Origin of the sequence: Egicoccus sp. AB-alg2, assembly GCF_041821065.1 — a bacterium.
GTDB lineage: Bacteria > Actinomycetota > Nitriliruptoria > Nitriliruptorales > Nitriliruptoraceae > Egicoccus.
Genome location: NZ_JBGUAX010000002.1, coordinates 98,453 through 123,517 on the forward strand (window position 1 = coordinate 98,453; position 25,065 = coordinate 123,517).

A 25,065-nucleotide genomic window follows, 5' to 3' on the forward strand; every position below is an offset into this window, starting at 1 on the left:
AAACGCTCCTTGGCATGATGGCGATGATGAACCTGTGCCGACGTCCCGCCCGCTTGACAAGCACAGGCCCCATCGGGTGATGGAGCGTCTCTGCGCGAGGCAGCCCGGCTGACCGTCCCGATGATGCTGGGGGCTGAGGTCCCGTGGCGTTGCTTCCCCGCCTCTCGACGGAGTCGCCCTTGTCACGCGCTTGCGGTTCGTCCCCCGTGTTCTCGGCCACTTCGGCCATGGTCTTAAGCACAATCCAGGAAGATGCGCGATGACCCCCACTACCGCATACAGATTGATCTTTGAGCCAAAGACGCCAGCGAGGCCGGTATACGCGCGGACGTCATCGTCCGCGACCATTCCGGCCTCTTGTGCGAACGCCGACGGCTGTCAGCTGCCGATGAGTTCGAAGATCTTGAACATCGGCATGTACAGCGCGATGACCATGCCACCGACGATGCCGCCGATCACGGCGATCATCAGCGGCTCCATGAGCGCGGTCAACGACTCCGTTGTCGACTCGATCTCCGTGTCGTAGAAGTCGGAGATCTTGCCGAGCATGCCGTCGACGTTGCCCGTCTCCTCGCCAACGGCGATCATCTGCACGACCATCGGCGGGAAGATGTCGTGCTGCGACAGCGGTCGGTTCATCGATTCGCCCTGACGGACCGACTCCTGCACGTCCTTCACCGCATCACCGATAGGGCCATTGTTGACCGTTTCTGCGGTGATTTCCAGCGCCTGCAGGATCGGCACACCCGCGGCGAGCAACGTCGACAGATTCCGCGCGAAGCGCGTCAGCGCGATCTTGTGGAACAGTGGACCGAAGACCGGAACCCGCAACTTCATCACGTCGAGCGCATACCGCCCTCTCGGGTTCGCTCGGATTCGTTTATATCCGAACCATGCAGAGACGGGAACAACAACGTAGGTGACGACGCCCTTCCACGACGTGACGAAGTTCGACGCCTTTACAAGCATCTTCGTCAGCCACGGGAGTTCACCGCCGAGATCCTGGAACATGCCGTCGAACACGGGAACGATGAAGATGAGCATGACGGTCGACAGCGCGATCGCCATGAAGAAGACGATGGTCGGATAGGTCATCGCTGACTTGATCTTGCTACGGAGCTTGACATCGGCCTCGAGCATCACCGCGACGCGGATGAGGACCTGGTCGAGCATGCCGGCGGTCTCGCCGGCCTTCACCATGGCGCGGTAGAGCTTCGGGAAGACCTTCTCGTGCTCCGCCATCGCGCTGGACAGCGAGGCGCCCGACTCGACGCGATTGCGGATGTCGTCGATGGTCTCCGCGAGCTTCTTGTTCTCCGTCTGGTCGTGGAGGATCGACAGCGATCGGATCAGGGCCAGCCCGGAGTTGATCATCGTCGCGAACTGGCGCGAGAAGATCGCGAGGTCCTTCAGCCCGACACGGTCGGACAAGCCCGGGATCCGGATCTCCGTGTTGAGACCCTTCTCGTCGACTTGCGTGATCCGGATCGGGGCGTAGCCCATCGACGCGAGCTTCGAGGCGACGGCCGCCTGGCTGTCGGCCTCGAGTTGCCCCGTGATCATCTTGCCCGTGCGGTCACGGACCTGGTAGTCGAACTTGCTTACGGTCGCGCTGGGCATCGTGGTCTCCTTCAGCCCTTGCCGGACAGGCGCTGGAATTCGGCCACGTTGTTGGCCTTCTCGAGCGCGGCGTCGTAGGTCACTTTGCCCGCCTTCACCAGCGTCGCCAGCGACTGGTCCATGGCGACCATCCCGTGCTGGGCGCCGGCCTGGATCGCGCTGTAGAGCTGGTGGGTCTTGCCCTCACGGATGAGGTTCCGGACCGCCGAGGTCGCGGTCATGATCTCCACCGCCACGGCGCGGCCCTTGCCGTCGGCGGTCTTCAGCAGCGTCTGACAGACGACGCCCTGCAGCGCGCCGGCCAGCATGACGCGGATCTGCTCCTGCTGGTGCGGCGGGAAGACGTCGATGATGCGGTCGACGGACTGCGGCGCGTCCTGGGTGTGCAGCGTCCCGAACACGAGGTGGCCGGTCTCCGCGGCGGTCAACGCGATCTGGATCGTCTCGAGGTCGCGCATCTCGCCGACCAGGATCACGTCCGGGTCCTGGCGCAGCACGTGCTTCAGCGCCGCGTTGAACCCGTGGGTGTCCGTGCCCACCTCGCGCTGGTTCACGACCGAGCGTTTGTGGGTGTGCAGGAACTCGATGGGGTCCTCGACGGTCATGATGTGCGACGGCCGGTTGCGGTTGACCAGGTCGATCACCGACGCCAGCGTCGTCGACTTGCCGGAGCCGGTCGGCCCGGTGACCAGCACGAAACCACGCGGCAGGTAGGCGAAGTTGGCCACCTGCTCCGGGATGCCCAGCTGCTCCAGCGGCCGGATCTCGAACGGGATGACACGCATCACCGCGCCGATGGAGTCGCGCTGCATGAAGACGTTGACGCGGAAGCGCGACTTGCCCGGGATCGCGTAGCTCATGTCCAGTTCGAGTTCGTTCTCGAACTGCTCGCGCTGCTTCTGCGTCATGATCGAGTACAGCATCTTCTGCAGCTCGTCCGGCACGCAGACCGGGAACTCCTCCATCGGCGTCAGGTCGCCGTGCACGCGGATGGTCGGCGGGATCCCGCACGTCAGGTGCAGGTCGGACCCGCCGCGCTCGACCAGGGTCAGCAGCAGCTGATCGAGGTCGATCGCCGTGTCCTCCTCGGACATCAGCAGCGGCGTCACCGGTGCCGAGGCGCCGTCACCGCCCACGGCTGCCCCTCCGTCGACCGCCGCCATCGCCGGTGTCCCTCCGGGCGGCGGCGTCGACGGAACCGCGGGCGGTGACGACAGCGCGCCGGCCGTGGAGCCCTCGCCGCCCCTGGCGCCCACGCCGGCGGGGACTGCCTGCGCCTCGATGGCCGCCAGCAGGGTCCGGCGTGATGCCAAGGCGAGTGCGACGGGAAGACCCATCGCCGACTCCAGCCGCGCACGCAAGGTCGTGTCGTAGGGGTCGGCCACGGCGACCATGATCTGGTCGTCCTCGCCGAACCGGATCGGCAGCGCCAGCAGCTCGCGAGCGATCTCGCCGGGCAGCAGCGCCGCCGCGTGCGGGTCGACGTGTGCGGCGTCGACCTCGGCGTAGGGCATGCCGAGCGTGGCCGCCAGGGCGCGCACGAGGTCGCCCTCGCCGGCCAGGCGCTGGTCGAGCAGCACCTTGGGCAGGCTGCCCTCGCCGGCCGCGGACCGCTCCTCCGCCCAGCGCAACTGCTCCGGGCTCAGCACGCCGTGCCGGACCAGCACCTCGCCGAGTGCGCTCACGACTTCTTCCTCCTGCGTCGCCGTCTCAGACGACGACACGTCCGATCTCCTCGAGCGTCGTCCGCCCGAGCAACACCTTCGACAGGCCGTCCTGCCGCAACGTCTGCATGCCCTGCTCGATCGCGACCTTCGCGATCTGTTCCGAGGAGGCCCGTGCGACCGCCAGTCGCTCGATCTCCTCGGTGACCGTCAGCACCTCGTGCACCGCGAGCCGGCCCCGGTAGCCGGTGTTGCTGCAGGCCGAGCAGCCGACCGCGCGAGGCAGCGGCGGCCGTTCGCGGACGATGTCGTCCGGGAACCCGGCCGCCGCAAGGATTTCCGGTTCTGGGGCCACGTGTTCGACGCAGCGCGCACAGACCTTGCGGGCCAGTCGCTGCGCCAGCACGCAGTCGACGGCCGAGCCGACCAGGAACGGCTCGATGCCCATCTCCGTCAGCCGGGTGACCGCCGACGGGGCGTCGTTGGTGTGCAGCGTCGACAGCACGAGGTGGCCGGTGAGGGCGGCCTCGATGCCGATGTGGGCCGTCTCGCGGTCGCGCATCTCGCCCACGAGGACGATGTCGGGGTCCTGCCGCAGGATCGAGCGCAGCGCCGACGCGAACGTCAGGCCGATCTTCGGGTTGACCTGGACCTGGCTGATGCCGGGCAGGCGGTACTCGACGGGGTCCTCGGTGGTGATGATGTTCACCCCCGGCTCGTTGAGCACGTTCAGCGTCGCGTACAGCGTCGTGGACTTGCCCGAACCGGTCGGACCGGTGACCAGGATCGTGCCGTAGGGCTTGCGGTAGGCCTCTTCGAACCGCTTGTGGTTGTGCTCGAGGAAGCCGAGGTCCTCCAGCTCGAGCAGCACGGCGGTCTTGTCGAGGATGCGCATCACGACCTTCTCGCCGTACACGGTCGGCAGCGTCGAGAAGCGCAGGTCGATGGCCTTGTTGTTCGAGGTGACGCTGATGCGCCCGTCCTGCGGGACGCGGCGTTCGGCGATGTCGACGTCGGCCATGATCTTGAGCCGGCTGATGACCCCGGACTGGATCGTCTTCGGCGAGCGCATCACCTCGTGCAGCACGCCGTCGATGCGGTAGCGCACCCGCAGGTCGCGCTCCCCCGGCTCGATGTGGATGTCCGACGCGCCGTCCGCGACCGCCTGCGAGATGAGCAGGTTCACGAACTTGACGATCGGCGCTTCCTCGACGACGGCGCGGATGGAGCTGAGGTCGCCGTCCTCGTCGCCACCATCGGCGATGTCGCCCGCCATCGCCTCCATGTCGTCGGCGAGGTGGGCGAACTTCTCGATCGCCGCCTGGATGTCCTCCTTGGTGGCGACGACGGGCTGGACGTCCAGCTTGGTGATCGTGCGCAGGTCGTCGATCGCAACGATGTTGGCCGGATCGCTCATCGCGACCAGCAGCTTGCCGTCCTGCATCGCGTACGGGAGCACGCTGTGCCGGGTCAGCGTCGTTGCCGGCACGAGTGTGGCCAGCCGCCCGTCGACGTCGGCCTCGGCGAGGTCGACGAACGACAGACCGATCTGGCCGGCCAGGGCCGCGACCAGCTGCTTCTCCGTCAGCAGACCCCGCTCGACCAGCACCCGGCCCAGCGAGCGGCCGGTGCCACGCTGCTCCGTCTCGGCCTCGCGCAGCTGGTCGGCGGAGACCAGGCCCTGGGCGACGAACACCTGCCCGAGCGATCTCATTGGCCAGCCACACGATCCGGCACGGCCGCCGGCAGCGAGGTGACGGTGCCCGGCAGCTGCCGCAGCAACGCGCGCAGCAGCGCGACGAGGACGGCCTTGACCTCCTCACGACGGCGGGCGTCGGCAGCCAGGACGGGCACGTGGTCGGGCAGGCCGAGCTGGCGGCGGATGCGCGTCAGCGCCGCGCCCGTCCCCCGGTCACGGGGGAGCTTGTTGACGGCGACGACCAGCGGCACCTCGGCGAGATCGCGGAAGTACAGGTGCTGCTCGCGGGCCTCGGCGATCGTCTCCGGCCGGCTGGCGTCGACGACCAGCACGAATCCGAGCATGCCCTCGGCCAGGATCTGCCACATGAACTCGAACCGCTCCTGCCCGGGGGTGCCGAACAGGTGCAGTGCGAGATCGTCGGCGAGCGACACCCGGCCGAAGTCCATCGCGACTGTCGTGCGGCCCGAATGACGCTGGCCGACCACCCCATGGTCGTAGGTGCTGACGTCCCGCTCCGTCGAGACGACGGCGATCTCCGAGATCGTGCGGATCAGGGTGGTCTTGCCGGCGTCGAACGGGCCGGTCACGACGATCTTGAAGCTGCGATGGCGCGCCCGATCGACGGCGTGGCGCCGTGTGGGGCCGGCCGTCTGGAGGGCCATCAGAGCTGCTCGACGCCGCGGATCAGGCGCTGCACCAGCGCGGCGTCGACGTTCGCGTCCTGCCGCAGTCGGTCAGGCCGCACGCGCGGCCGCAGGCCACGGGGACCGGCCGGCTCGAACAGCAGCGCCTCGGTGGGCTCGGACGCCGTCGTGTCCGTGGCCTCCGCCACCGCGGCCAGCACCGGGGCGACGGGCGCGGGCGGTGCCATCGTCGGGTAGTCGTGGGTGACCGGCTGGATCGGCGCGGTCTCGAACAGGTCGGCGGCAAGGTCCTCGTCGTTGCCGACGAACGCGGTCTCGGCGGCGACAGCCGGCACGTCGTCGAGGTCCGCCTCGGCGGCCGCAGTGACCACGTCGACGTCCTCGTCGAAGGCCGCGAACGCCTCGACGGTCTCGGGGGCCTCGTGCTCCTCGAGTACGTCGAGGGTGTCGGCGGCCTCGGCGGCGGCCATGTCCTCGGCGGCCTCGACGGCGGCCACGTCCTCGACGGCTTCGGCGGCGGGGACGTCGAGCTCGGGCCCGGCCGTGATGTCGGCCGTCTCGGTGATGGCGGGCATGACCGGCCCGGTCAGCCCGAAGGTCGCGTAGGCGGTGGTGAGACGACCGGCCACGCCGGCGTCCGGCTCACGGGCCGGCGCCACGATGCCGTCGTCGAGCAGGTCGGCGAGCGTCGCGTGGGCGCGGTAGTCGCCCTGCCCCCACAGCCGAGCGAGCTCCGCGACGGTGCGACGGCCGTCGATCATGGCCAGCAGCCGCCAGCGGTCACCCGACAGCGTGAGCGTGCCGGTGTGCGGCGGCGCGTCCAGCACCAGGACGGCGTCGGCGCCGCCGGTCCGCTCCTGCAGGCGCGGCCAGGCCGCGAGCCGCTCGCGTGCGGCCAGCACCAGCGGGTCCTCGACCGGCTCGAAGCCGTGGGCGCGGTGCGGCTGGTCGGACGGGCCCTCGAAGTGGAAGGTGCCCTCGCGCCACAGCAGCAGGTCGAAGAGGCGGTCGGTGCGCAGCTCGGCGAGCAGCGTGTCCACCGTGGCCTCGTCGAGCAGCTCGTGCTCGGCCAGCGCCAGGAGCCGGCCGCGGTCGTCGTCGGCGCCGTCGATCAGCTGCCACAGACCGCCGGACGTGACCAGGCCGGCGCCCAGCAGGCGGTGTGCCAGGGCGGTGCCGTCGGTGTCGGTCGCGACGTCGACGACACGGCCGACCTCGAGGTGCAGGCGGGCGTGGTCGTCGCCGCGCTGCAGCTGCAGGCTGCCGCTCTTCGCGGTCGCCGAGATCAGCTGCAGGAGGTCGAGAAGTCGGAAGTCCCCCAGTCGTCCTTCGAGCACGGCACTCACCTATCCCCAGCCGTTGGTGGAGGGCTCGGGACGAGCCCAGGAGTTGGACGAGACGGTGTCGCCGCCGGTCGCCCGTCGTACCTCGAACAGCGCTTCGGTCAGCAGGTCACGGTCGTCACCGGCCGTCAGCGGCTCTGTGGCGAGCACGGACATCAGGTCGGCCTGGTGGTCGTCTTCGGCCTGGCGGTGCATGGCCTCTTCGGCGGCCGGAGCGGCCGGAGCAGGCGGTGCGGCCGGTGGCGGCACCTGGGGCGCGGCGGCGACCGGCGTGTAGCCGTTCGTGGGCGCGTGCCCGTTGGTCGGGACGTAGCCGTCGGTCGGCTCGTGGCCGTTGCTGGCGACGTAGCCGTTGGACGGTGCGTGACCGTTGGTCGGCGCGTACCCGTCGGCCGGCGCGTGGTGGTTGGTCGGCGCGTACCCGTTGGCGGGCGCGAACCCGTTGGCCGGGGCCTGGTCGTCGACCGGACCGGCCTCGAAGCTGGCGGCAGGCTCGAAGCTCGGCGGCGGCTCGTAGGCGCGCGGCGGCTCGGGTGCCGCGACGGGCGCGAAGCCGTTCGGCAGGTCGAAGGGTGCTTCCTCGACCCCCTGCGCGACGGGCTCGTGGTAGGGCTCCTCGACGGAAGCCGGCTCGGGGGCCGGCGGCACCGTCTGCGAGAACGCGTCGACGGCCGCCTGGACCGGGTCGTCGGTGGCGGCGCCGGGGTCCCACTCGGCGGGCGCGACCAGCTCCGAGCCCTGCGGCTCCAGCACGTGGCCGACGCGGTCGGCGGTGCGCCGCATCTCGAAGAGCATGAAGCCGATCTTGGCGTTGCGGTGCGCGATGGCGGCGAGCACGGCCTGGTCGCGGGCGCTCATCAGGAACACGAAGCCCTCGTCACCCTGGACGAAGACCTGGTTCAGCTGGCCGCGCCCGAGCCCGAGGGCGGCCTGCTCGCCGAGCGACAGCAACGCGGCGCTCATGGCGCCGACGCGGTCCTCGTCGAGCTCGTCGGGCAGCGCGCTGGCCATCGGCAGCCCGTCGAACGACACGACGGCCGCCGCCTCGACGTCCGGTGACGAGCGGAGGAAGTCGTCCAGGGCAGCGGCCAGCCGGGCCGCACGGGTGTCGAGGTGGTCGGACACGGCGATCTCCGTTCGCGTGCGTCGATGCGGCGGAGGCGGCGTCCGCGCCGTCCCCCGCGTTGTTGCATCGGCGCAGGAACCCCCCGGCTTAAGCCGAGACGGACGAACGGCCGCGAAACGGGCGGTCCAGCCCACGGTTCCGGACGGTTCGGGCCGCGGCGACACCGGCGCCGCCGGCCCGTACCGGGACGCGCTCAGAGGAGTTGCGGTTCGCCGCCGTCGTAGACGAGCCGGCCGTCCTGGACGCGGACCACGTCGGTCGGGCGGTGCTCGTCGAGGCGGCCGTCGTGCAGCAGGTGACGCAACGGGACGTCGGTCAGCAGCGTCACGTGGTCCGCGATCATCCGCCGGTGGCAGCGCCACCACAGCGACTCGGAGCACATCACCGCGACGCGATGGCGCCTCGCCTCGACCAGGACGGCGTGGATCGCCTCCCGGAACTCGGGTGTGTCGAGGTGGTCCGCGTACGCCTGGAACGAGGCGTTGCGCAGACCGGTGTGTGGTGAGCCCTCCACGCGCTTGCGGCGGCCGCCGAGCCGTTCCTCCCAGCGGTAGTCGATGCCGGCCGCGGGCACCCACAGCTCGAGCCGGTCCCGCGCCACGTGCGGGTGACGGCGGCTGCCCGGGAAGCGGCGCACGTCCACGACCGAGGCCACGCCCGCATCGGTCAGCAGTGCCTCGAGCTCCTGCTGCGACGCCGTGCCGTGCCCGACGGTGACGATCACGAGCCCACCACGATCCCGTCCCCCTGCCGGTCCGGACGCAGCGACGTCGAGGTCGCCGCGAGGTCCCGGCCACGGTAGCCCCGGGCGCACGTCCGGTAGCTAGCCTGCCGCCGAAGCGCTCGGGGGCTCGTCATGCCGCAGGTCGAGGTCAACGGCACGCGGCTGTACTACGAGGACACGGGCGCGGGCGAAGAGACGATCCTGTTCAGTCACGGCCTGCTGTGGGATCGCAGCCTGTTGGGCCCGCCGGCTCACGGACGGCATGTGTCCGCGTCATGCGGCATGCTGTCCCGGCGCCGGCGTGGGGGGAGGTTCAGGTGGCGGACACCTCGGCCGCGCTGTTGACGTTCGAGTTCGACGGTGAGCTGTGGTACTGGCGGGGGCCGGCGCCGTTCTACTTCGTCACGGTGCCCGCGGACGCGTGCGCGCTGATCCACGACGAGGCGCCGCTGGTGAGCTACGGCTGGGGCATGATCCCGGCCACGATCCGGATCGGCGAGAGCGAGTGGGAGACGGCGCTGTGGCCGAAGGACGGCCGCTACGTCGTGCCGGTCAAGGCCGCCGTGCGCGACGCGGAGCACCTCGACGAAGGCGATCACGCGACCGTGCACCTGCGCATCGACGGTCCGGGATGAGGTGAGTCAGGCGGTTGCGGGTTCGATGTTGTGGTTGAACCGGAACACGTTGTCCGGGTCGTACTCGGCCTTGACCGCGGCCAGGCGCCGGTAGTTGGCCTCGCCGCCGAAGCCGGCGATCGTGCGATCGCGGCCCTCGTCGGTGGTGTAGTTGAGGTAGGTGCCTGCCGCGGCGTAGGGGGCCAGGTCGGCCCGGACGGCCTTTGCCCAGGCGATCGCCCGGTCGTCGTCGGCAGGGTCCTCCCACAGCCCCAACGGGTGCACGCACCACGTGGCGTCCCGGTTGGCGATCGGCCACGTGCCCGCCTGCGCCGCGATCGCGCCGCCCCAGGGCAGCAGTGCGTGCTGGGACGGTGACGGGACCACCATGTCGGAGGCGCGCCGGCAGAAGGCCGTCACGGCCTCGTCCGGCAGCCGCGTGAGGTGCTCGGCCGTCCAGTAGTTGCGGTAGCCGGGTGGGTCGTCGAGCGCCCCCTGGACCTCGGCGTAGGGCAGTTCCTCGACGATCTGGCCGGCCGGACCGAGGTCCAGCAGCGGCGCCATCAGCCGGCGCGCCTCCGGCTCCTGGCCGGCGTGCACCACGACCACGGCCGGCGTCAACCTGCCGACGAGCCGCTGGGGGAGGAAGTCCTCTTCCGGGCCGGTCAGGTAGACCAGACCGCCGCCGAACGCGTCGGGCGCGTCCGACTCGATCAGGTCCCGGTAGCGGCGAACGAGCTCCTCGCCGTCCTCCGGGTCGTAGACGAGGATGGCGAACGTCGTCACGGGCAGCTCGTGCAGGCGGAAGGTCAGCGAGGTGGCGACGCCGAAGTTGCCGCCGCCGCCGTGCAGGGCCCAGAACAGCTCGGGATGCTCGTCCTGCGACGCGACGACCGTGCGTCCGTCCGCAGTCACCAGCTCGACGGCCAGCAGGTTGTCGCAGGCCAGGCCGAAGCCGCGGGCCAGCCAACCGTCGCCGCCGCCGAGGGTCAGGCCGGCGACGCCAGTGGTCGTCACGCGCCCGCCCGTCGTCATCAGCCCGTGCGGTTGGCACGCCCGGTCGACCATGCCCCAGTTCGCCCCGCCGCCGACCCGTGCCGTTCGCGCCACGGGATCGACGTGGACGTCGTGCATGAGCCGGGTGTCGATCACCAGTCCCCCGTCGCTCAAGGCCGCGCCCGCGACCCCGTGGCCGCCCGAGCGCACCGAGACCGCGAGGTCGTGCGCACGTCCGAAGGCGATGGCCTCGGCGACGTCGGCGGGGGTGGCGCACCGGGCGATGACGGCGGGCCGGCGATCGATGGTGGCGTTGAAGAGGGTGCGGGCGTCGTCGTAGCCGTCCTGGCCGGCGACGAGCACGGTCCCGGCGAGGCGGTCGCGCAGTGCGGCGACGTCGCCGGCGATGGTGGGTGCGCTCATCGGTGTGGTCCTTCTCCGCGAGTCCGCGAACACGGCGGCGAGGTGGGCGAGCCGCTGGAGCTCCCCGCGAACGGGGGCGCCGACGCGGTCGCGTGGATCGCCGGGCGTGTCGCTGGTCATGCCTCGACGCTACGGCGCGGCCGCTCCCCTGCCGTCCCCCGCGATGGCCAACCCGGCCGCCGCAGCTGATGGCCCGTTCTGGCTACAGCAGCCCCTGCTGCACCGCCAGCGAGGCGGCCGCGGTCCGCGACGGCAGTGCGAGCTTGCGCAGCAGGTTGCCCACGTGGCGGTGGACGGTGTGCTCGCTCAGGACCAGCCGTTGCGCGATCTGGTGGTTGGTCAGCCCCTCGGCCACCAGGCACAGGACCTCCCGCTCCCGCGGCGTCAGGGAGCCCAGCGGCCCGTCGGGGCGCAACGGTTCACCCGGACCTGCCTCGGCGCGCCACTGCCGTGCCAGCGCCTCCACGCGGGCACACTCGGCGGCGGCCCCGAGGTCGCGGAGGCCGACCAGGGCGCGCTCGAGTTCGACGAGCGCGGCGGAGCGGCGACCGAGTGCCCGCAGGGTGGTGGCCAGTTCCACGCGGATGCGGGCGGCCTCGAACGGCGCGCGGCGGCCCGCCGGGGTGTCCAGGGCGTCCTCGAAGGCTCGACGGGCTGACGCATGGTCGCCGTCGAAGGCGGCCACCGTGCCCGCACACGCGAGCGCCGCCGTCTGCAGCGGGCCGGTCCCGACGCGCGCCGCCAGTTGCTGCAGCTCGTCGAGCGACCGCCGTGCGCGTTCGCCCTGCCCGAGACGGACCGCGGCATGGACCGCCAACTCGAGTCCACCGGCCCGCTCGAACGCGTGGGGCGGGAGCCGGCGGAGGAACCGGTCGGCGAGGTCGAGTGCCTGCTCGGCGTCGCCCCGCGTCAACGCGAGCGAACCGAGGCCGAGGGAGGCGTAGAGGTTGCCGTCGCAGCGTGCGTACAGGGCGGCCGCCTCCTCGAGGCGTCCCTGCTGTTGCCGGAGGTCGCCGAGGCGCACGAGCGCTTCGCCGGTCAATGCCGGGCGGGCCAGGCCGAGTTCGGTCTCGGCCTGCCCGAGCTGGGTCTCGGCCTCCTCCCAGCGCCCCTCCCAGATCAGCACGCGGGCGTACTTGGCGCGGCACTGCCCCAGCATGAGCCCGACCCCGTGCCGCTCGCAGAATTCGGTCATCCGCACGCACCACTGGCCGGCGCGGTCGTAGTCACGGACCTGCTCGCAGGCCGAGATCAGGTAGCAGCACGCCCAGGCGACGCACGCCAGCTGGTCCGCCTCACCACCCAGCGCCACCACCGTCGCCTCGTCGAGGCGGTGCATGCCGTCCGCGAGGTCCCCCTCGAGCACCTTCGCCAGGCCTTCCGTGGCCAGGCCGACCATCTCGAGCTCCGGCACGTCGTAGCGGCGACCCAGCGCCGCCGCCTCAGCACCCAGGCGCCCGGCTGCCTCCGGGTCGTCCAGCAGGATGAAGGACGCCTCGTGGACAGCGAGCCAGCCGTGATCCGGCCCGGGCGGCTGCCCCTCGAGCAGGCGGCGGGCACGCCGCAGCCAACCGTTGGCGACCGCCGGTTCGCCACGGAACTCGTAGTGGTCGGCCGCCAACCACGCGGCCACACGCGCGGCCGACGCGTCGTCGCCGCGCTCCCGGTACGCCCGGTAGGCCGCCTCCCGCGCCTCGAACGTGCCCGGGTCCTCGTCGAGGAAGTAGTTCGCCCACCCGAGACCCTCCCAGGCCTCGGGAGCGCCGTCGACCGCCACGGCGGCATCGAACAGCGTGCGCGCGGCGGCCCAGTCACCAGCGCGGAGCGCCTCCCAGCCACCGTCGGTGCCGGTCGGTGCTGTCGGCCGTGATGAGCTCATGTCCGATCGAGTATGCACCTGCCGACCACCCCTGACCACCGCGTCGGAGCGATCGGCCCCAGACCCGGTGCGACGTTTTCCCGACTGGGTAGGACTACCGATGCAATCCTCCCCCGAGGAGCCCAGGGTGGACGTCGTCAGCCAGGTTCAGGAGGACGACGATGACCGCGACGACCGACCGCGCCGCCCAGACCCGCATCACCTCGCCCGACGGCACCCAGATCGCCTGCTTCACCAGCGGTGAAGGCCCGCCGCTGGTCCTCGTCCACGGCACCACCGCCGATCACGCGCGGTGGGCTCCCATCCTGGGGCTGCTCGAGGCGCATGCCACCGTCCACGCGATCGATCGCCGAGGACGGGGCGCCAGTAGCGACGGCCCTGTCTATGCCATCGAGCGCGAGTACGAGGACGTCGCAGCGGTCGTCGACCACGTCGCCGCGGCGTCGGGCCAGAAGGTCGACGTGCTCGGGCACTCGTACGGTGGCGTCGTCGCCTACGGCGCCGCTCACCTCACCGAGAACGTCCACTCGCTGCTGCTCTACGAGGGCTGGCCCGCAGCCGATCCCGCCAGCATGAGCGCCTCCGCGGACGTGCACGAGCGGATGGGGCAGCTGCTGGGTGCCAGCGCCCCGGAGGCCGCGCTGGAACTGTTCATGCGCGAGGTCGTCGGCATGCCGGACGCGGAATTCGCCATCTACCGCACCCTGCCCGCGTGGCCCCGCCGGGTCGCCGCAGCACACACCATCCTGCGCGAGGAACGCAGCGTGCCGGCGTTCGATGCGGACGAGGCCGCCGGGCTGGCGTTGCCGGTCCTGCTGCTGGTCGGATCCGACAGCCCGCCGTCGATCCAGAACGACTACGCGACGGTCGCCGCTGCCCTACCCGATGTCCGGGTCGAGATCCTCGAAGGACAGCAGCACATCGCGATGGACCTGGTCCCGGAGGAGTTCAGCCGACGGGTCGTCGACTTCCTCCGCAGCGGCCCGGGCGCCTGATCGAAGCGGCCCGGCTCCCGCACCCGTCGGTACAGCAGATCCTGTATCCGACAGGTGATGATGTACTGTCTTCGCATGGATGCCAATGACCACGACATCGACCTCGACGGGCTGAGTCGTCTGGGCAGCGCCCTGTCCGACCACACCCGCCGGCGCCTGCTCGTCGCACTCGCCCGCGGTCCCGGCTACCCCGCCGAGCTCGCGGTCGAACTCGACGAGTCGCGACAGAACATCTCGAATCACCTCGCGTGTCTGCGGGGCTGCGGCCTCGTCGTGGCGTTCCCCGAGGGCCGGCGGATGCGCTACGAGCTGGTGGACGCCGGACTGGCGACCGCGCTGCGCGACCTCGTCGAGCTCACGGTCGCCGTCGACCCGCAGCACGCCCACCGGCCGGAGCGATCGGCATGACCACGACCGCGCCGAGCATCAGCCGGGTCGAGGCCGTCCGGCGGGTCCGGCTCTACAACAACCTGACCATCGGCTGGAACGTCGTCGAGGGCATCGTGGCCGTCGCGGCGGGGATCGCCGCCGGCTCGATCAGCCTGATCGCGTTCGGGCTCGACTCCGGGGTCGAGGTGTCGACCTCGATCGTGCTCGCCTGGCGGCTGGCGCAGGAACGTCGCGGTGGCTGCATGGCCGGCTACGACCGCCGTGCCACCCGGTGGATCGCGGGATGCTTCGCGGTCCTCGCCGTGTACGTCGGCTACGAGGCGATCGCGCAGTTGGTCGAGCAGCGCGCCCCGGACGTCAGCGTCCCCGGGATGGTGCTCGCCAGCGTGTCGGTGATCGTCATGCCCGTGCTCGCGCGCGCGAAGAAGCGGCTCGGACCGGTCCTGGGCTCGCAGGCGGTCGTGTCCGAGTCCCGCCAGACCGAGCTGTGCGCCTGGCTCTCCGCGGTGGTCCTCGCCGGCCTCGCGCTGAACGCCCTCCTCGGCTGGTGGTGGGCCGACCCCGTCGCGGCGCTCGCTCTCGCCGGGTTCGCGTCTTTCGAGGCCATCAGGACGTGGCGAGCCGACAGCCTCGAGGACACCTGCTGCGCCTGATTGGCGGGACGCTTGGAGCGGGCGCTGCCGGCGCGGGCTGGCAGCTCGCATCGACCGGTCGCGCCCGCCCGGCCGCCCTGCCATGCTGTGGTCACGTGGTCATCGAGGTGGATGGGGCGAAGTGACCGCGCACGCGCCGGACGCACCGTCGCCGGAGGCCGGGGGGAGCCGGGCCGCGGGCTTCCGCTTCCAGCTCGTCGGGTCGTTCGCGGCGTGGCGAGACGGCCACCCGGTGCCGGACCGGGACATCGGCAGCCGCAAGGGCCGGACGCTGCTGAAGCTCCTGCTCGTCCACGCCGACGACAGCGTCCGTCTCGGCCACGTGAGCGAGCTGTTGTGGGGCGACGCGCCGCCCGACCACGCCGAACGCAACGTCGCCAGCCTCGTCAGCCGTCTGCGGGCGATGCTCGGACGCGACGCGATCGAGGGTGGCGCGGGCACCTACCGGCTCCGGACCAGCGCGCGGCTCGCCACGGACCTGCACGACGCCGAGCGCCTGGCCGCCGAAGCCCGGGCACGGCTCGCCGCCGCCCAACCGGCCCTGGCCGCGACCGCGGCCCGACGGGCGCTCGGCCTGGTCGGCGCGGGGACCCTGCTCCCCGACGACGAAGGCCACTGGCTCGTACCGGCCCGCGCCGCGCTCGAGCGCCTCCGTCACGACCTTCGCCGCCTCGGCTGGGACGCGGCCCTCGCACTCGGCGACGCCGCGGGCGCGCGCGACCTGGCCCGCGACGCGCTCGCCGCCGACCCGCTCGACGAAGTGGCAGCGCGCACCGCCATGCGGGCGGCGCATCTGCTCGGCGAGCAGGCCGACGCGCTGCGCACCTACGACGACCTGCGCACGGCGCTGGCGGACGAGCTGGGCGTCGACCCCGACGTGCGCACGCGCCACGTCCACCTCGCGATCCTGCGCGACGAACGCCTCATGGTCGACGGCGATCGGACCACACCGACGCCGGTCGTGGGCCCGTCACCTCATGACGCCAGCAAGACCGTCTCGGCCGGCTTCGTCGGTCGCGACCACGAACTGGCCGTCCTGCGGCGCCAGTGGGAAGCCGCGATCGGGGGACGCTCTGGACTGGTACTGGTCGTCGGCGAGGCCGGGATCGGCAAGACCCGACTCGCCGAGCAGCTGGGCGAGCTCGTGCGGTCCACCGGCGGCCGGCGGCTGCACGTGCGCTGCCACGAGGCCGAGCAATCCCAGTTCGTCGCGCCACTCGTCGAGGTCGTGGTGCAGCTCGCCGGCAGCGAGCCGCCGGACCGGCTCCGCGAGCTCGCCGGGCCGTGGACGGGCACGCTGGTCGAGCTCGTCCCCGAGCTTCGCCCGATCCTCGAGCCCGGTCCGTACGACCGGGCGTCGGCGGACATCGAGCGGCGCCGCGCCTTCCAGGCCGTCACGGACCTGCTCGGTGACCTCGCGCGGGACCGGCCGACCCTGCTGCACCTCGACGACCTGCACCTCGCGGGTGCGTCGACGCTGGAGGCGCTGCACTTCCTCGCGCGCCACACGATCGTTGCCCCGTTGCTGATGGTGGCGACGATCCGGGTCGAGGAAGGCGCCGAGGTGCTGCGCGAGCTACACGACGTCGCACAACGCCTCGACCTCGGACCGTTGCCCGACGATGCCGTGGCCGCCCTCGTCCGCGCGGCCGGCGCCGAGCGGTTCGCGGCGCGGATCCTGTCCATGACCCGGGGGCACACGCTGTCCGTCGTCGAGTCGCTCGCTGCGCTGGCGGAGGCCGACGACGACGCGGACGAGCCGCCCTTGCCGGTCACGTTGCAGGCCGCCGTCCTGCGTCGGGTGGAGCGGGCCGGCGCCGACGTCGAGGAGCTGCTGCGCGCCGCGGCCGTGCTCGGGCCGACCTTCGAGCCCGGCGCCGTGGCCGCCCTGCTCGACCTGGCAGTCGCCGAGGCGGTGCGCCGTGCCGGACGTGCCGTGCACGCCCGGCTGCTGGTGGAGGACGGGGTCCGGTTCGCGTTCGGCAACGACCTGAACCGGGAGATCGTCTACCGGTCGATCCCTGGGCCGGCCCGGGCTCTGCACCACCGGCGTGCAGCCGCGCTCCTGGCCGGGCAACCGGAAGCCGTGGCGCGCCATGCCCACGCCGCCGGCGACCTGCCCCTGGCGCTCGAGTCCTGGCTGGACGCCGCCGACGACGCAGCGAGCCAATACGCGAACCGCGACGCGGAGCGCCTGCTCACCCAGGCCATTGACGCCGGCGAGCGCCTCGACGACACGATCGGGACGGCACGCGCCCGGCTCGCGCGCGGGGCCGTCCGGGAGGTCCAGGGCGACTACGTCGGCGCCTTCGTCGACCTGGAGGTGGCCGCGGAGCTGGCCCGCGGCAGCGCCCGGCCAGACCTGGAGGCGGCCGCGCTGCGAGCTCTGGGCGGGGACGTGATCGTCGGGCTCGGCCGGCCGACGACCGACTGCGTGCCCTACCTCGAGGTCGGGTTGGACGTCGCCGAGGCGGCCCGGCTCGGCACGATCGAGGTCGAGCTGATGGGGCGGCTCGCCGTCGTGTGGGCCAACCGGACCCGCTTCGACCTCGCGTCCGACCTAGCCGACCGTGCGCTCGCCCGCGCCCGCGAGCTCGACGACGACCGGGCGCTCGCCCTGGCGCTGGACGCGGTCAAGAACGTCACCGCCTACACCGGCGACCTCGACCGGCTCCAGGAGGTCGTGCCGGCCCTCGAGCGGCTCCTGCGCGACACCGGCGACCTCGCCCTGCTGCAGTGGTGTCTGTTCGAGTCCGCCATGCCCCCGTTCGCACGCGGCCGGTGGCGGACCGCCGAGCTGGTCCTGGACCGCGCGTTCGCGCTCAACCGGCGCACCGGTCATCCGTGGCGGGCCTTCTTCCTCGCCCACCGTTCGTGGTTCCGACGGGCGCAGGGCGACTACGGGCGGGCCATCGACGACGCGCGCACGGCCGGTCGCGCCGAGGTCTCGGCACGCCACCCGTGGTGGACGGCGTTCGCGGCGACGATGCTGGGCTGGGTACTGAGCGACGCCGGCGCCCATGAGGAAGCCGTCGACCGCCTGCAGCAGGCGGTCACGGCGGTCGAACGCGACGGCATGGAGGGCTACCTGCTGCGCTGCGTCGCCCACCTCGCGCTGGCGACGTGGCGTGCTGGCGACACGGAGCAGGCAACGAGGTGGCTCACCCGCGGCGAGCGGCTGGCGGCGGCGGTGCGGACGCCACCGCGTCAGGCGTTCCTCCACGGGGCGCACGCCTACGCGGCCCTGGCAAGGGTACGACTGGCGCGCGGTGACCTGGACGCGGCCGAAGCCCTCCTGGCACCCGTCCGCGCACCGGCGGCCGCCGCCGACTGGCACGAGATCGTCGTCACCGACCGGCTGCTGCGCGGCCGATCCCGGCACCTGCTGGGCGACCACGAGCACGCGCGGCGCCTGCTCGACGAGGCACACCGCACCGCCGAGGAGGTCGGGCTGCTCCCCCTCGCCTGGGAGGCACGCGTCGCGAGCGGCCACGCCTGTACCGCCATGGGCGACACGGACGCCGCCGTCGCGCACGCCGTGATGGCGGACCGCCACCTCGACGCCATCGCCGCATCCGTCGACGACGCCGCGCTGGCGGCGCGACTCCGCCAGGTCGCACAGCGGCGGGCGGCGGACCCGACGGGCGAGCCGGCCGGCTGACCCGGGGCAGCCGGGAGCAGGTCCTCGGGCTGCGTCAGGCCGGGATCGTGCTCGGCGTCGCCCGGTCATCGCGGCTGGCCCGCCGGGATCGGCCACGTCGGTGTCCTGGTGACTCCCGACGCCCGCGTGGCGCGGGCGTCGTCTTGGTCGTGCGGTGCTGCAGGCTGTGGAACGTTGACCGACGAATCCACAAGGAACCGCAGATCCAGCCGCTGAATCGCCAACCCGCCACATACCATACGCACCATGCCCACACCCCCCGCCACCCCGCCCAGCACCGTCAGCGCGGTGCCCGCGACCGCGCCTCGCGCGGGGTACCGAGCAGTCCGGCTGCACCACAACGGCGCCCGCGAACACGCCCCGGACTACACGACCGACGCCGCTCCGGTGCCCGGCCACACCGATGGTGGGGATCTGCGCCTGGCGATCCGGCACGCGGCCGCTGCGATGGAACGGGTCCGGGTGTTGGCGGCCGACCGGGCCGTGTCTGGTAACGGGGAGCTGGCCGGGCTGCTGGAACTGCTCGCCACTGCTGACACCTGCCAGGCCGCGGTGGTCGAACTGGTCGACCGCATCGAAGACGGCTCGCTGGCCGAACGTCGGGCCGGTCTGCCGTTGGAGGGGCTGCTCGCATTGCAGTCCAAGGCCACGTTCGGGGACCGGCGGTTCCTGCACACCGTCCGGGACGTGCTGGCCTGTATGCCCAACGTCAAGGCCGCGTTCCATGCCGGTGCGCTCGGCTGGGGGCAGGTCCGCGCGATCGTGTGCGAAGCCGGCCCGTTGACGGTGGCGCTGCGGGCCGAGCTCGACCAGCGGTTCGCGGATCTCGACGAGCTCGAGCGGCTGCAGGCCGACGAGCTGGTCGACCACGTGCGGGTCGCGGCCGGCCGGCTACGTGAAGACCTCGAACAGGCCCGTAGTGTCCGGCGGGTCGAGCGGCGCTATCTGCACGTCCAGCCCGACCTCGAAGGCGGCGTGCGCGGTTCGTTCGCGTTCCCGGCCACCGAGGGGGCGCTGCTCCGCGAGGCGCTCGAAGCCGCCGCCGCACCGCCCACCGGTGACCGCGACGTGACCCGTGACGCCCTCGACCCTGATCCGGACACCGTCGACGACGACGGCCCGGACGTGCTCGGCGAGGGGTTCGATCGGCCGCGGGGCCGGCAGCTGGCGGATGCGTTCGTCAAGCTGGCCGAGGTGTTCCTGTCCGGCCACCGTACCGACGGCACCATGGTGCGTGCCCGCCCGTCGATGGTGGTGGTCACCGACATCCAGTCCCTGGTCGGTGACTCCGAGCAGGCGCGGCGGGCGCGGCTGTTGTGGCGGCTGCCGGGCGCGCCGCCGGCGCTGACCCCGTTGGCGTTGCGGCGGCTGACGGATGACTGCCGGATGCAGTTCGTGCTGACCGACGGGCACGAGGTGCTGGGCATCAGCGCCCCGACCACGTCGATCCCAGCCCGGCTACGTCAGGCGGTGCTGGCCCGCGACCAGGGCTGCCGGTTCCCGGGCTGCCGGATGCCGGCCGCCTGGACCGACCTGCACCACGTCATCCCACGCGAACACGGCGGCCACACGGTGCTGCACAACCTGGTCGCGCTCTGCCGACGGCATCACACCGCGGTCACCGAAGGCCGCTGGCAACTCGACATGACCGTCGACGGGACCGTCACCGTCAAACGCGGACTTCGGCGGGCGACCTCCGACCCGCCGCTACGGCGACAACCGGTCACCGCCTGACCTCGCACTTGCGGCGACATCCGTCGACCGCACCCGACCGCACCACGCTCGGCACGCCCGGCTACATCCGCATGTCGCCGGGCCGTCAGACGGGCGCCGTCACAGGCGCGCGGCGAGGCGGTCGTCGTCGGTGGCCAGCCCGAGCAGCCGGTTGCGCTGTGTCGCTGCAACGCCGCTGCAACAGGGCGCGGCAGTGTGTGGGCATCACCACGTCAGGAGGGATGCCCCATGACCACGACCGCACGCGCACGTACCGAGGTGGAGGCCGAGATCAAGGAGACGCTGGGACTCGTCCCGAGCTTCTTCACCACCATCCCGGAGGACACGCTCGACCACGAGTGGCAACTGTTCCAGCGCATGGAGTTCGGCGAGACCCGCATCCCGAACAAGTACAAGGAACTGCTGATGCTCGCAGTGCACGCGGAGACGCGCTGCCGCTACTGCACGCTGTTCCACACCGAGGCCGCGAAGCTCTTCGGCGCGACCGACGAGGAGATCCAGGAGGCGGTCCACCTCGCCAAGTACACGGTCGGCTGGAGCGTGTACCTGAACGGCATGCGCGAGCCCGAGGACCGGTTCGCCGACGAGCTCGCGCAGATCGGCGCGCACCTGTCCGCCTGACCGCGAGGCGGCGTCTGCCCAGGAGGAACGCTCGTGAGGGTCGAGCGAGTCCGACCGACCGCATGGCGCGTGACGTTCCACCCGCTGGAGCTCGCGGCGCTCATCTCCGCGGCCCGGTGGGCCGAGGGCGGGGCGGAGGGCGAGCTGCCCCCGGAGGCGCGCTCGCAGCTCCGCGCCGTGCTCGACAGCTACGACGAGGCGGTCGCCCGCAGCTGACCGCCGCAGCCGCGCCGCGCGCCTCCCTGCTGCGGGCCTGCGAATCCCGAACGCCGTCCGGAGGTACCACATGCACCGCAATGGACTGGATCTGACCGTACTCGAACGTTCCACGGCGCAGCTCGCCGCCGGACCGGCTGCCGGCGCCACCCGTCTACGCGTCACCAACCGCTGGGCGGGCGCCTTCGCCGCGACCGCGCGGGCCGACGAACTCCGCGTCGGGCCGCTCGCCCTGCCGCGCGATCACGAGGTCGGCGTCGACCTGCCCACACCCTTCGGCGGCCACGACCGTGCGCCCGCCCCGGGCGAGCTGCTGCTGTCCGCGCTCACGGGCTGCGTGTTGCACCAGTTCGTGCAGCATGCCGCCGTCGGCGGGCTCGACCTCGACGGGCTGACGATCAGCGCCGAGGGACACCTCGACCTGCGCGGCAGCCTGGGAGTACCCGGCGTCGAGCCCGGCATGACACGAATAGCGCTCCACGCCGAGGTGGCGACCGAGGTGGACGATGGCGCGCTGCGCGAACTGCTCGCCTCGGCCGTCGCCACCTCGCCGGTCGCCGGCTCCCTGCGCGGCTCGGTCCACCTCGACGCCGAGGCGGAGGCGATCGCGCCGGTGCGCCCGACGCCTACGACTGCCACGACCGCCACGACCTGACAGCCAGGGACGCGACGACCACGCAAGCGGAGGATGATCATGCGACGGCTGCTCCTCGTCGGGTACGGCGCCCTCGCCTACCTGCTGTTCCTCGGCGTCTTCGCCTACACGGTCGGGTTCCTCGCCAACGCGGTGGTCCCACGCGGCATCGACGAGGGGCCGGCCGGGCCACTGCCGGTCGCGATCGCCGTGAACGCCGCGCTGCTGGGGCTCTTCGCCGTCCAGCACACGGTCATGGCCCGGCCCGGTTTCAAGCGCTGGTGGACCCGATTCGTGCCGCCGTCGATCGAACGCAGCACGTTCGTGCTGGCCGCGAGCCTGTCGCTCGTGCTCGTCGTCCGGCTCTGGCAGCCGATGCCGGAGACGGTCTGGCCCGTCGAGTCCGGATGGCTACGGGTGGGGCTGTGGGGCCTGTACGGCCTGGGTTGGGTCACCGTCGTGGGCAGCACGTTCATGATCGACCACTTCGAACTGTTCGGGCTGAGCCAGGTGGTCGCGCGCGCCCGCGAGCGCGCCCACGTCCCGCCGCCGTTCCGTCTGACGATGCTCTACGCGTTCGTCCGGCACCCGATCATGGTCGGCTTCCTGATCGCGTTCTGGGCCACGCCCGACATGAGCCAGGGCCGGCTGCTCTTCGCGGCGCTCGGCACCGGCTACATCCTCTTGGGGGTCCGGTTCGAGGAGCGCGACCTACGGGCGAGCCTCGGCGACACCTACCGGCGCTACGAGGCCGAGGTCCCGCGGTTCGTGCCTCGGTTCGCCCGCCCGCACGAGGGTGCGCCGGTGGACGATGGCGTGCCCGTCGCGCAGGATGGCTGACGGAGGGAGCGGATCATGCGAGCGCGGGAGGCCGACGCCGACGGCTTCGTCGAGCACGAGGGCGTCAAGATCCACTACGAGGTGTTCGGCGACGGCGCCCCGACGCTGCTGCTCCTGCCGACCTGGACCATCGTCCACAAACGGTTCTGGAAGGCGCAGATCGGCCACCTCGCCCGCCACTTCCGCGTCGTCACCTACGACGGTCCCGGCAACGGCCGCTCCGACCGGCCCGTCGACCCGCAGGCCTACCACCATCAGCGGCAGGTCGCTTACGCCCTCGCGGTGCTGGACGCCACAGGGACGGAGCTGGCCGTGCTCGTGTCGCTGTCGCAGGCCGCGAACTGGGTGCTCGACCTCGCGAGCAACCACCCGGACCGGGTCCTCGGTGCCGTCTACGTCGCGCCGTCGCTGGACGTGGCGGACGGCCACGATGCCCGCAGCGTCGGTGTCGACTTCTCGGGTCCGGCGCCGCGCGGACTGCAGCCGTCGCGTGTCCCGTCGGGCGGACGCGATGCGGCCACCGACTGGCCCAAGTACAACCTCGCCTACTGGCAGGAGCACCACGAGGACTTCCTCTGGTTCTTCTTCGGCCAGTGCTTCTCCGAGGAGTTCTCGACCAAGCCGATCGAGGACTGCGTCGCCTGGGGCCTGGAGACGACGCCCGAGGTGCTGGTCGCCGAGGCGCGGGGGCAGGCCAGGCCCGAACGCCCGGTCGTCGAGGCATGGGCGGCCGCCGTGGCCAGCCCGACGCTGGTGATCCACGGCGATCGGGATCGCATCAGCCGACTGCGACGGGCCGAACGGTTGGCGGAGCTGACCGGGGGTGAACTGCTGGTCCTGGAGGGCGGCGGGCACCTGCCGCTGGCACGCGACCCCGTCCGGCTCAACCTGGCGATCCAGCAGTTCGCCGAACGGTTCCGGCCGGCTCCGTCGGGGCGCCGCACCTGGCGGCGTGCCGCACGGCGTGGCAGGAGCGTGCTGTACCTGTCCTCGCCGATCGGGCTGGGTCATGCCCGCCGCGACCTCGCGATCGCACAGGAACTGCGCCGCCACCACCCGGACGTCGAGGTGGACTGGCTCACGCAACATCCGGTGACCCGGTTCCTCGAGCAGGCCGGCGAGCGCGTCCATCCAGCCAGCGCCTGGCTCGCCAGCGAGTCCGGCCACGTCGAGGCGCAGGCCGGCGAGCACGACCTGCACTGCTTCCAGGCGCTGCGCGAGATGGACGAGATCCTGGTCGCCAACTTCCACGTCTTCCACGACCTCGTCGCCGACGGCACCTACGACCTGGTCGTCGGGGACGAGTCCTGGGACGTCGACCACTTCCTCCACGACAACCCGGAGCTGAAGCGCGGCGCGTACGCGTGGTTCACCGACTTCGTGGGGATGCTGCCGATGCCGGGCGGCGACCGCGGGCCGTTCTCCGGCTCGACCGACCCGGACGCGCGCGAGGCGGTCGTGGCTGCCGACGTGAACGCGGAGATGATCGAGCAGATCGAACGGTTCCCGTACGTACGGGACCGGGCCATCTTCGTGGGCGACCCCGAGGACATCGTGCCCGGTCGCTTCGGTCCCGACCTGCCCGGGATCCGCGAGTGGACCGAGGCGCACTACGACTTCGCCGGCTACGTGACCGGCTTCGACCCGGTGGGCCTGCCCGACCGCGACGAATTGCGCGCCGAACTCGGCTACGCGCCGGGCGAACAGGTGTGCATCGTCACGGTGGGTGGATCGGGTGTCGGCGGCGACCTGCTGCGTCGCGTCATCGCGGCCCACCCGCAGGCCGCACGCGCGGTCGACGGGCTGCGCATGGTGGTCGTCGCCGGCCCGCGTATCGACCCGGCGTCCCTGCCGAGCCACGACGGTCTCGAGGTGGTCGGCTTCCTGCCCGGCCTCCACCGCCACCTCGCGGCCTGCGACCTGGCCGTGGTGCAGGGCGGGCTGACCACCTGCATGGAGCTGACCGCGACCGGCCGCCCGTTCGTCTACGTGCCGCTCCGCCACCACTTCGAGCAGCACCACCACGTGGCGCACCGGCTGCGACGCTACGGCGCCGGCCGCCGCCTGGACTACCAGGAAGCGGACCCGGACCACCTCGCGGCCGTGATCGCGCAGGAGATCGGCCGGGACGTCGCCTACCGGCCGGTCGCCACGGACGGGGCCGAACGCGCCGCGGCGCTGCTCGCCGACCTGCTGTGACGGCCGGATCAGCTCGCGGTGTCCCGCGGGTGGTCGCGGATCCGTTCGGGTCGCCAGGGCCACGCGTTCTCGAGCCACGCGCGGACGGTCGCGGCCAGCAGCGCGTCGAGATCCACCCGGTCGACGCGAACCCAGCTCTGCACATGGACGTCGGTGCCGGGCTGGTCGTCGGGGTAGATGTAGACGCACCCGATGACGTCGGCGACGTCGGCGGGGCCACGAGCCTCGAGCACGGTGTAGGTGAAGCCGACCCGGTCGCGGAAGTGGTCGTGGTGGCGCTGCAGGTCCGCGAGGTTCTGCTCGAGCGACATGGGCCGCGGCCAGCTCCCGTCCGGATACCCCGGCGTCGAACGGATGTGGTCGATGGAGCCCATCCACGCCGCGTGG

General features: G+C 72.1%; 21 protein-coding genes and 1 riboswitch. Of the genes, 11 read left to right on the top strand and 10 right to left on the bottom strand.

The genetic code is table 11. From position 1 onward, the window contains the following. Nucleotides 1-95: 95 nt before the first annotated feature. A riboswitch (cyclic di-GMP riboswitch) is annotated at nucleotides 96-188 on the bottom strand. Nucleotides 189-378: 190 nt separating this feature from the next. The 7 genes from ACERM0_RS03090 to ACERM0_RS03120 form a co-directional block, all read right to left on the bottom strand. After that, complete coding sequence (locus tag ACERM0_RS03090; protein ID WP_373677053.1) at nucleotides 379-1,620, bottom strand: type II secretion system F family protein; 1,242 nt, start codon at nucleotides 1,618-1,620, stop codon at nucleotides 379-381. An 11-nt stretch (nucleotides 1,621-1,631) separates the two neighbouring features. Further along, on the bottom strand, nucleotides 1,632-3,305 hold the full coding sequence (locus tag ACERM0_RS03095) for a PilT/PilU family type 4a pilus ATPase (protein ID WP_373677054.1): 1,674 nt from the start codon (nucleotides 3,303-3,305) through the stop codon (nucleotides 1,632-1,634). A 25-nt stretch (nucleotides 3,306-3,330) separates the two neighbouring features. After that, nucleotides 3,331-4,998: a GspE/PulE family protein gene (locus ACERM0_RS03100; RefSeq protein WP_373677055.1), complete on the bottom strand. Its 1,668-nt coding sequence runs from the start codon at nucleotides 4,996-4,998 to the stop codon at nucleotides 3,331-3,333. Then, nucleotides 4,995-5,648: an ATP/GTP-binding protein gene (locus ACERM0_RS03105; protein WP_373677056.1), complete on the bottom strand. Its 654-nt coding sequence runs from the start codon at nucleotides 5,646-5,648 to the stop codon at nucleotides 4,995-4,997. Before ACERM0_RS03105 ends, ACERM0_RS03100 begins: the two co-directional genes overlap by 4 nt. After that, the gene (locus ACERM0_RS03110; protein WP_373677057.1) at nucleotides 5,648-6,967 is read right to left on the bottom strand and encodes a DUF4388 domain-containing protein; all 1,320 of its coding nucleotides are present in this window, start codon (nucleotides 6,965-6,967) and stop codon (nucleotides 5,648-5,650) included. The genes ACERM0_RS03105 and ACERM0_RS03110 overlap by 1 nt, the downstream gene beginning before the upstream one ends. Before the next feature lie 9 nt (nucleotides 6,968-6,976). Further along, nucleotides 6,977-8,098: a roadblock/LC7 domain-containing protein gene (locus tag ACERM0_RS03115; RefSeq protein WP_373677058.1), complete on the bottom strand. Its 1,122-nt coding sequence runs from the start codon at nucleotides 8,096-8,098 to the stop codon at nucleotides 6,977-6,979. Between the two features lie 194 nt (nucleotides 8,099-8,292). Next, nucleotides 8,293-8,823, bottom strand: coding sequence for a DUF488 family protein (locus ACERM0_RS03120; protein ID WP_373677060.1), 531 nt, complete (start codon nucleotides 8,821-8,823; stop codon nucleotides 8,293-8,295). A 317-nt stretch (nucleotides 8,824-9,140) separates the two neighbouring features. On the opposite strand from ACERM0_RS03120, the gene ACERM0_RS03125 reads away from it, so the two are divergent. Continuing rightward, entirely contained in the window at nucleotides 9,141-9,458 is a 318-nt protein-coding gene (locus ACERM0_RS03125; RefSeq protein WP_373677061.1) for a DUF1905 domain-containing protein, read from the top strand. 6 nt (nucleotides 9,459-9,464) lie between these two features. Here the strand turns inward: ACERM0_RS03125 and ACERM0_RS03130 are convergent, their stop codons facing one another. Then, nucleotides 9,465-10,856 carry an FAD-binding oxidoreductase gene (locus tag ACERM0_RS03130; RefSeq protein WP_373677471.1) on the bottom strand — a complete coding sequence of 464 codons (1,392 nt, stop codon included), beginning with the start codon at nucleotides 10,854-10,856 and terminating at the stop codon, nucleotides 9,465-9,467. A gap of 202 nt (nucleotides 10,857-11,058) precedes the next feature. Continuing rightward, nucleotides 11,059-12,735 carry a LuxR C-terminal-related transcriptional regulator gene (locus tag ACERM0_RS03135; protein WP_373677062.1) on the bottom strand — a complete coding sequence of 559 codons (1,677 nt, stop codon included), beginning with the start codon at nucleotides 12,733-12,735 and terminating at the stop codon, nucleotides 11,059-11,061. Nucleotides 12,736-12,896: 161 nt separating this feature from the next. Between ACERM0_RS03135 and ACERM0_RS03140 the strand changes: the two genes are divergently transcribed. The 10 genes from ACERM0_RS03140 (at nucleotide 12,897) to ACERM0_RS03185 (ending at nucleotide 24,678) form a co-directional block, all read left to right on the top strand. Further along, the gene (locus ACERM0_RS03140; protein WP_373677063.1) at nucleotides 12,897-13,730 is read left to right on the top strand and encodes an alpha/beta fold hydrolase; all 834 of its coding nucleotides are present in this window, start codon (nucleotides 12,897-12,899) and stop codon (nucleotides 13,728-13,730) included. Between the two features lie 75 nt (nucleotides 13,731-13,805). Continuing rightward, entirely contained in the window at nucleotides 13,806-14,138 is a 333-nt protein-coding gene (locus ACERM0_RS03145; RefSeq protein WP_373677064.1) for an ArsR/SmtB family transcription factor, read from the top strand. Continuing rightward, the gene (locus ACERM0_RS03150; RefSeq protein ID WP_373677065.1) at nucleotides 14,135-14,773 is read left to right on the top strand and encodes a cation transporter; all 639 of its coding nucleotides are present in this window, start codon (nucleotides 14,135-14,137) and stop codon (nucleotides 14,771-14,773) included. Before ACERM0_RS03145 ends, ACERM0_RS03150 begins: the two co-directional genes overlap by 4 nt. Nucleotides 14,774-14,894: 121 nt before the next feature. After that, entirely contained in the window at nucleotides 14,895-18,434 is a 3,540-nt protein-coding gene (locus ACERM0_RS03155) for a BTAD domain-containing putative transcriptional regulator (RefSeq protein ID WP_373677066.1), read from the top strand. A 246-nt stretch (nucleotides 18,435-18,680) separates the two neighbouring features. After that, on the top strand, nucleotides 18,681-20,168 hold the full coding sequence (locus tag ACERM0_RS03160; protein ID WP_373677067.1) for an HNH endonuclease: 1,488 nt from the start codon (nucleotides 18,681-18,683) through the stop codon (nucleotides 20,166-20,168). A 228-nt stretch (nucleotides 20,169-20,396) separates the two neighbouring features. Then, nucleotides 20,397-20,789, top strand: coding sequence for a carboxymuconolactone decarboxylase family protein (locus ACERM0_RS03165; protein ID WP_373677068.1), 393 nt, complete (start codon nucleotides 20,397-20,399; stop codon nucleotides 20,787-20,789). 33 nt (nucleotides 20,790-20,822) lie between these two features. Beyond that, nucleotides 20,823-21,005: a hypothetical protein gene (locus tag ACERM0_RS03170; RefSeq protein ID WP_373677069.1), complete on the top strand. Its 183-nt coding sequence runs from the start codon at nucleotides 20,823-20,825 to the stop codon at nucleotides 21,003-21,005. 70 nt (nucleotides 21,006-21,075) lie between these two features. Then, nucleotides 21,076-21,660 carry an OsmC family protein gene (locus ACERM0_RS03175; RefSeq protein WP_373677070.1) on the top strand — a complete coding sequence of 195 codons (585 nt, stop codon included), beginning with the start codon at nucleotides 21,076-21,078 and terminating at the stop codon, nucleotides 21,658-21,660. 39 nt (nucleotides 21,661-21,699) lie between these two features. Continuing rightward, nucleotides 21,700-22,479 carry a methanethiol S-methyltransferase gene (gene mddA / locus ACERM0_RS03180; RefSeq protein ID WP_373677071.1) on the top strand — a complete coding sequence of 260 codons (780 nt, stop codon included), beginning with the start codon at nucleotides 21,700-21,702 and terminating at the stop codon, nucleotides 22,477-22,479. Nucleotides 22,480-22,494: 15 nt separating this feature from the next. Continuing rightward, nucleotides 22,495-24,678: an alpha/beta fold hydrolase gene (locus tag ACERM0_RS03185; protein WP_373677072.1), complete on the top strand. Its 2,184-nt coding sequence runs from the start codon at nucleotides 22,495-22,497 to the stop codon at nucleotides 24,676-24,678. An 8-nt stretch (nucleotides 24,679-24,686) separates the two neighbouring features. On the opposite strand, the gene ACERM0_RS03190 is transcribed toward ACERM0_RS03185, so the two are convergent. Continuing rightward, the gene (locus tag ACERM0_RS03190) at nucleotides 24,687-24,989 is read right to left on the bottom strand and encodes a hypothetical protein (protein WP_373677073.1); all 303 of its coding nucleotides are present in this window, start codon (nucleotides 24,987-24,989) and stop codon (nucleotides 24,687-24,689) included. Nucleotides 24,990-25,065 lie beyond the last annotated feature (76 nt).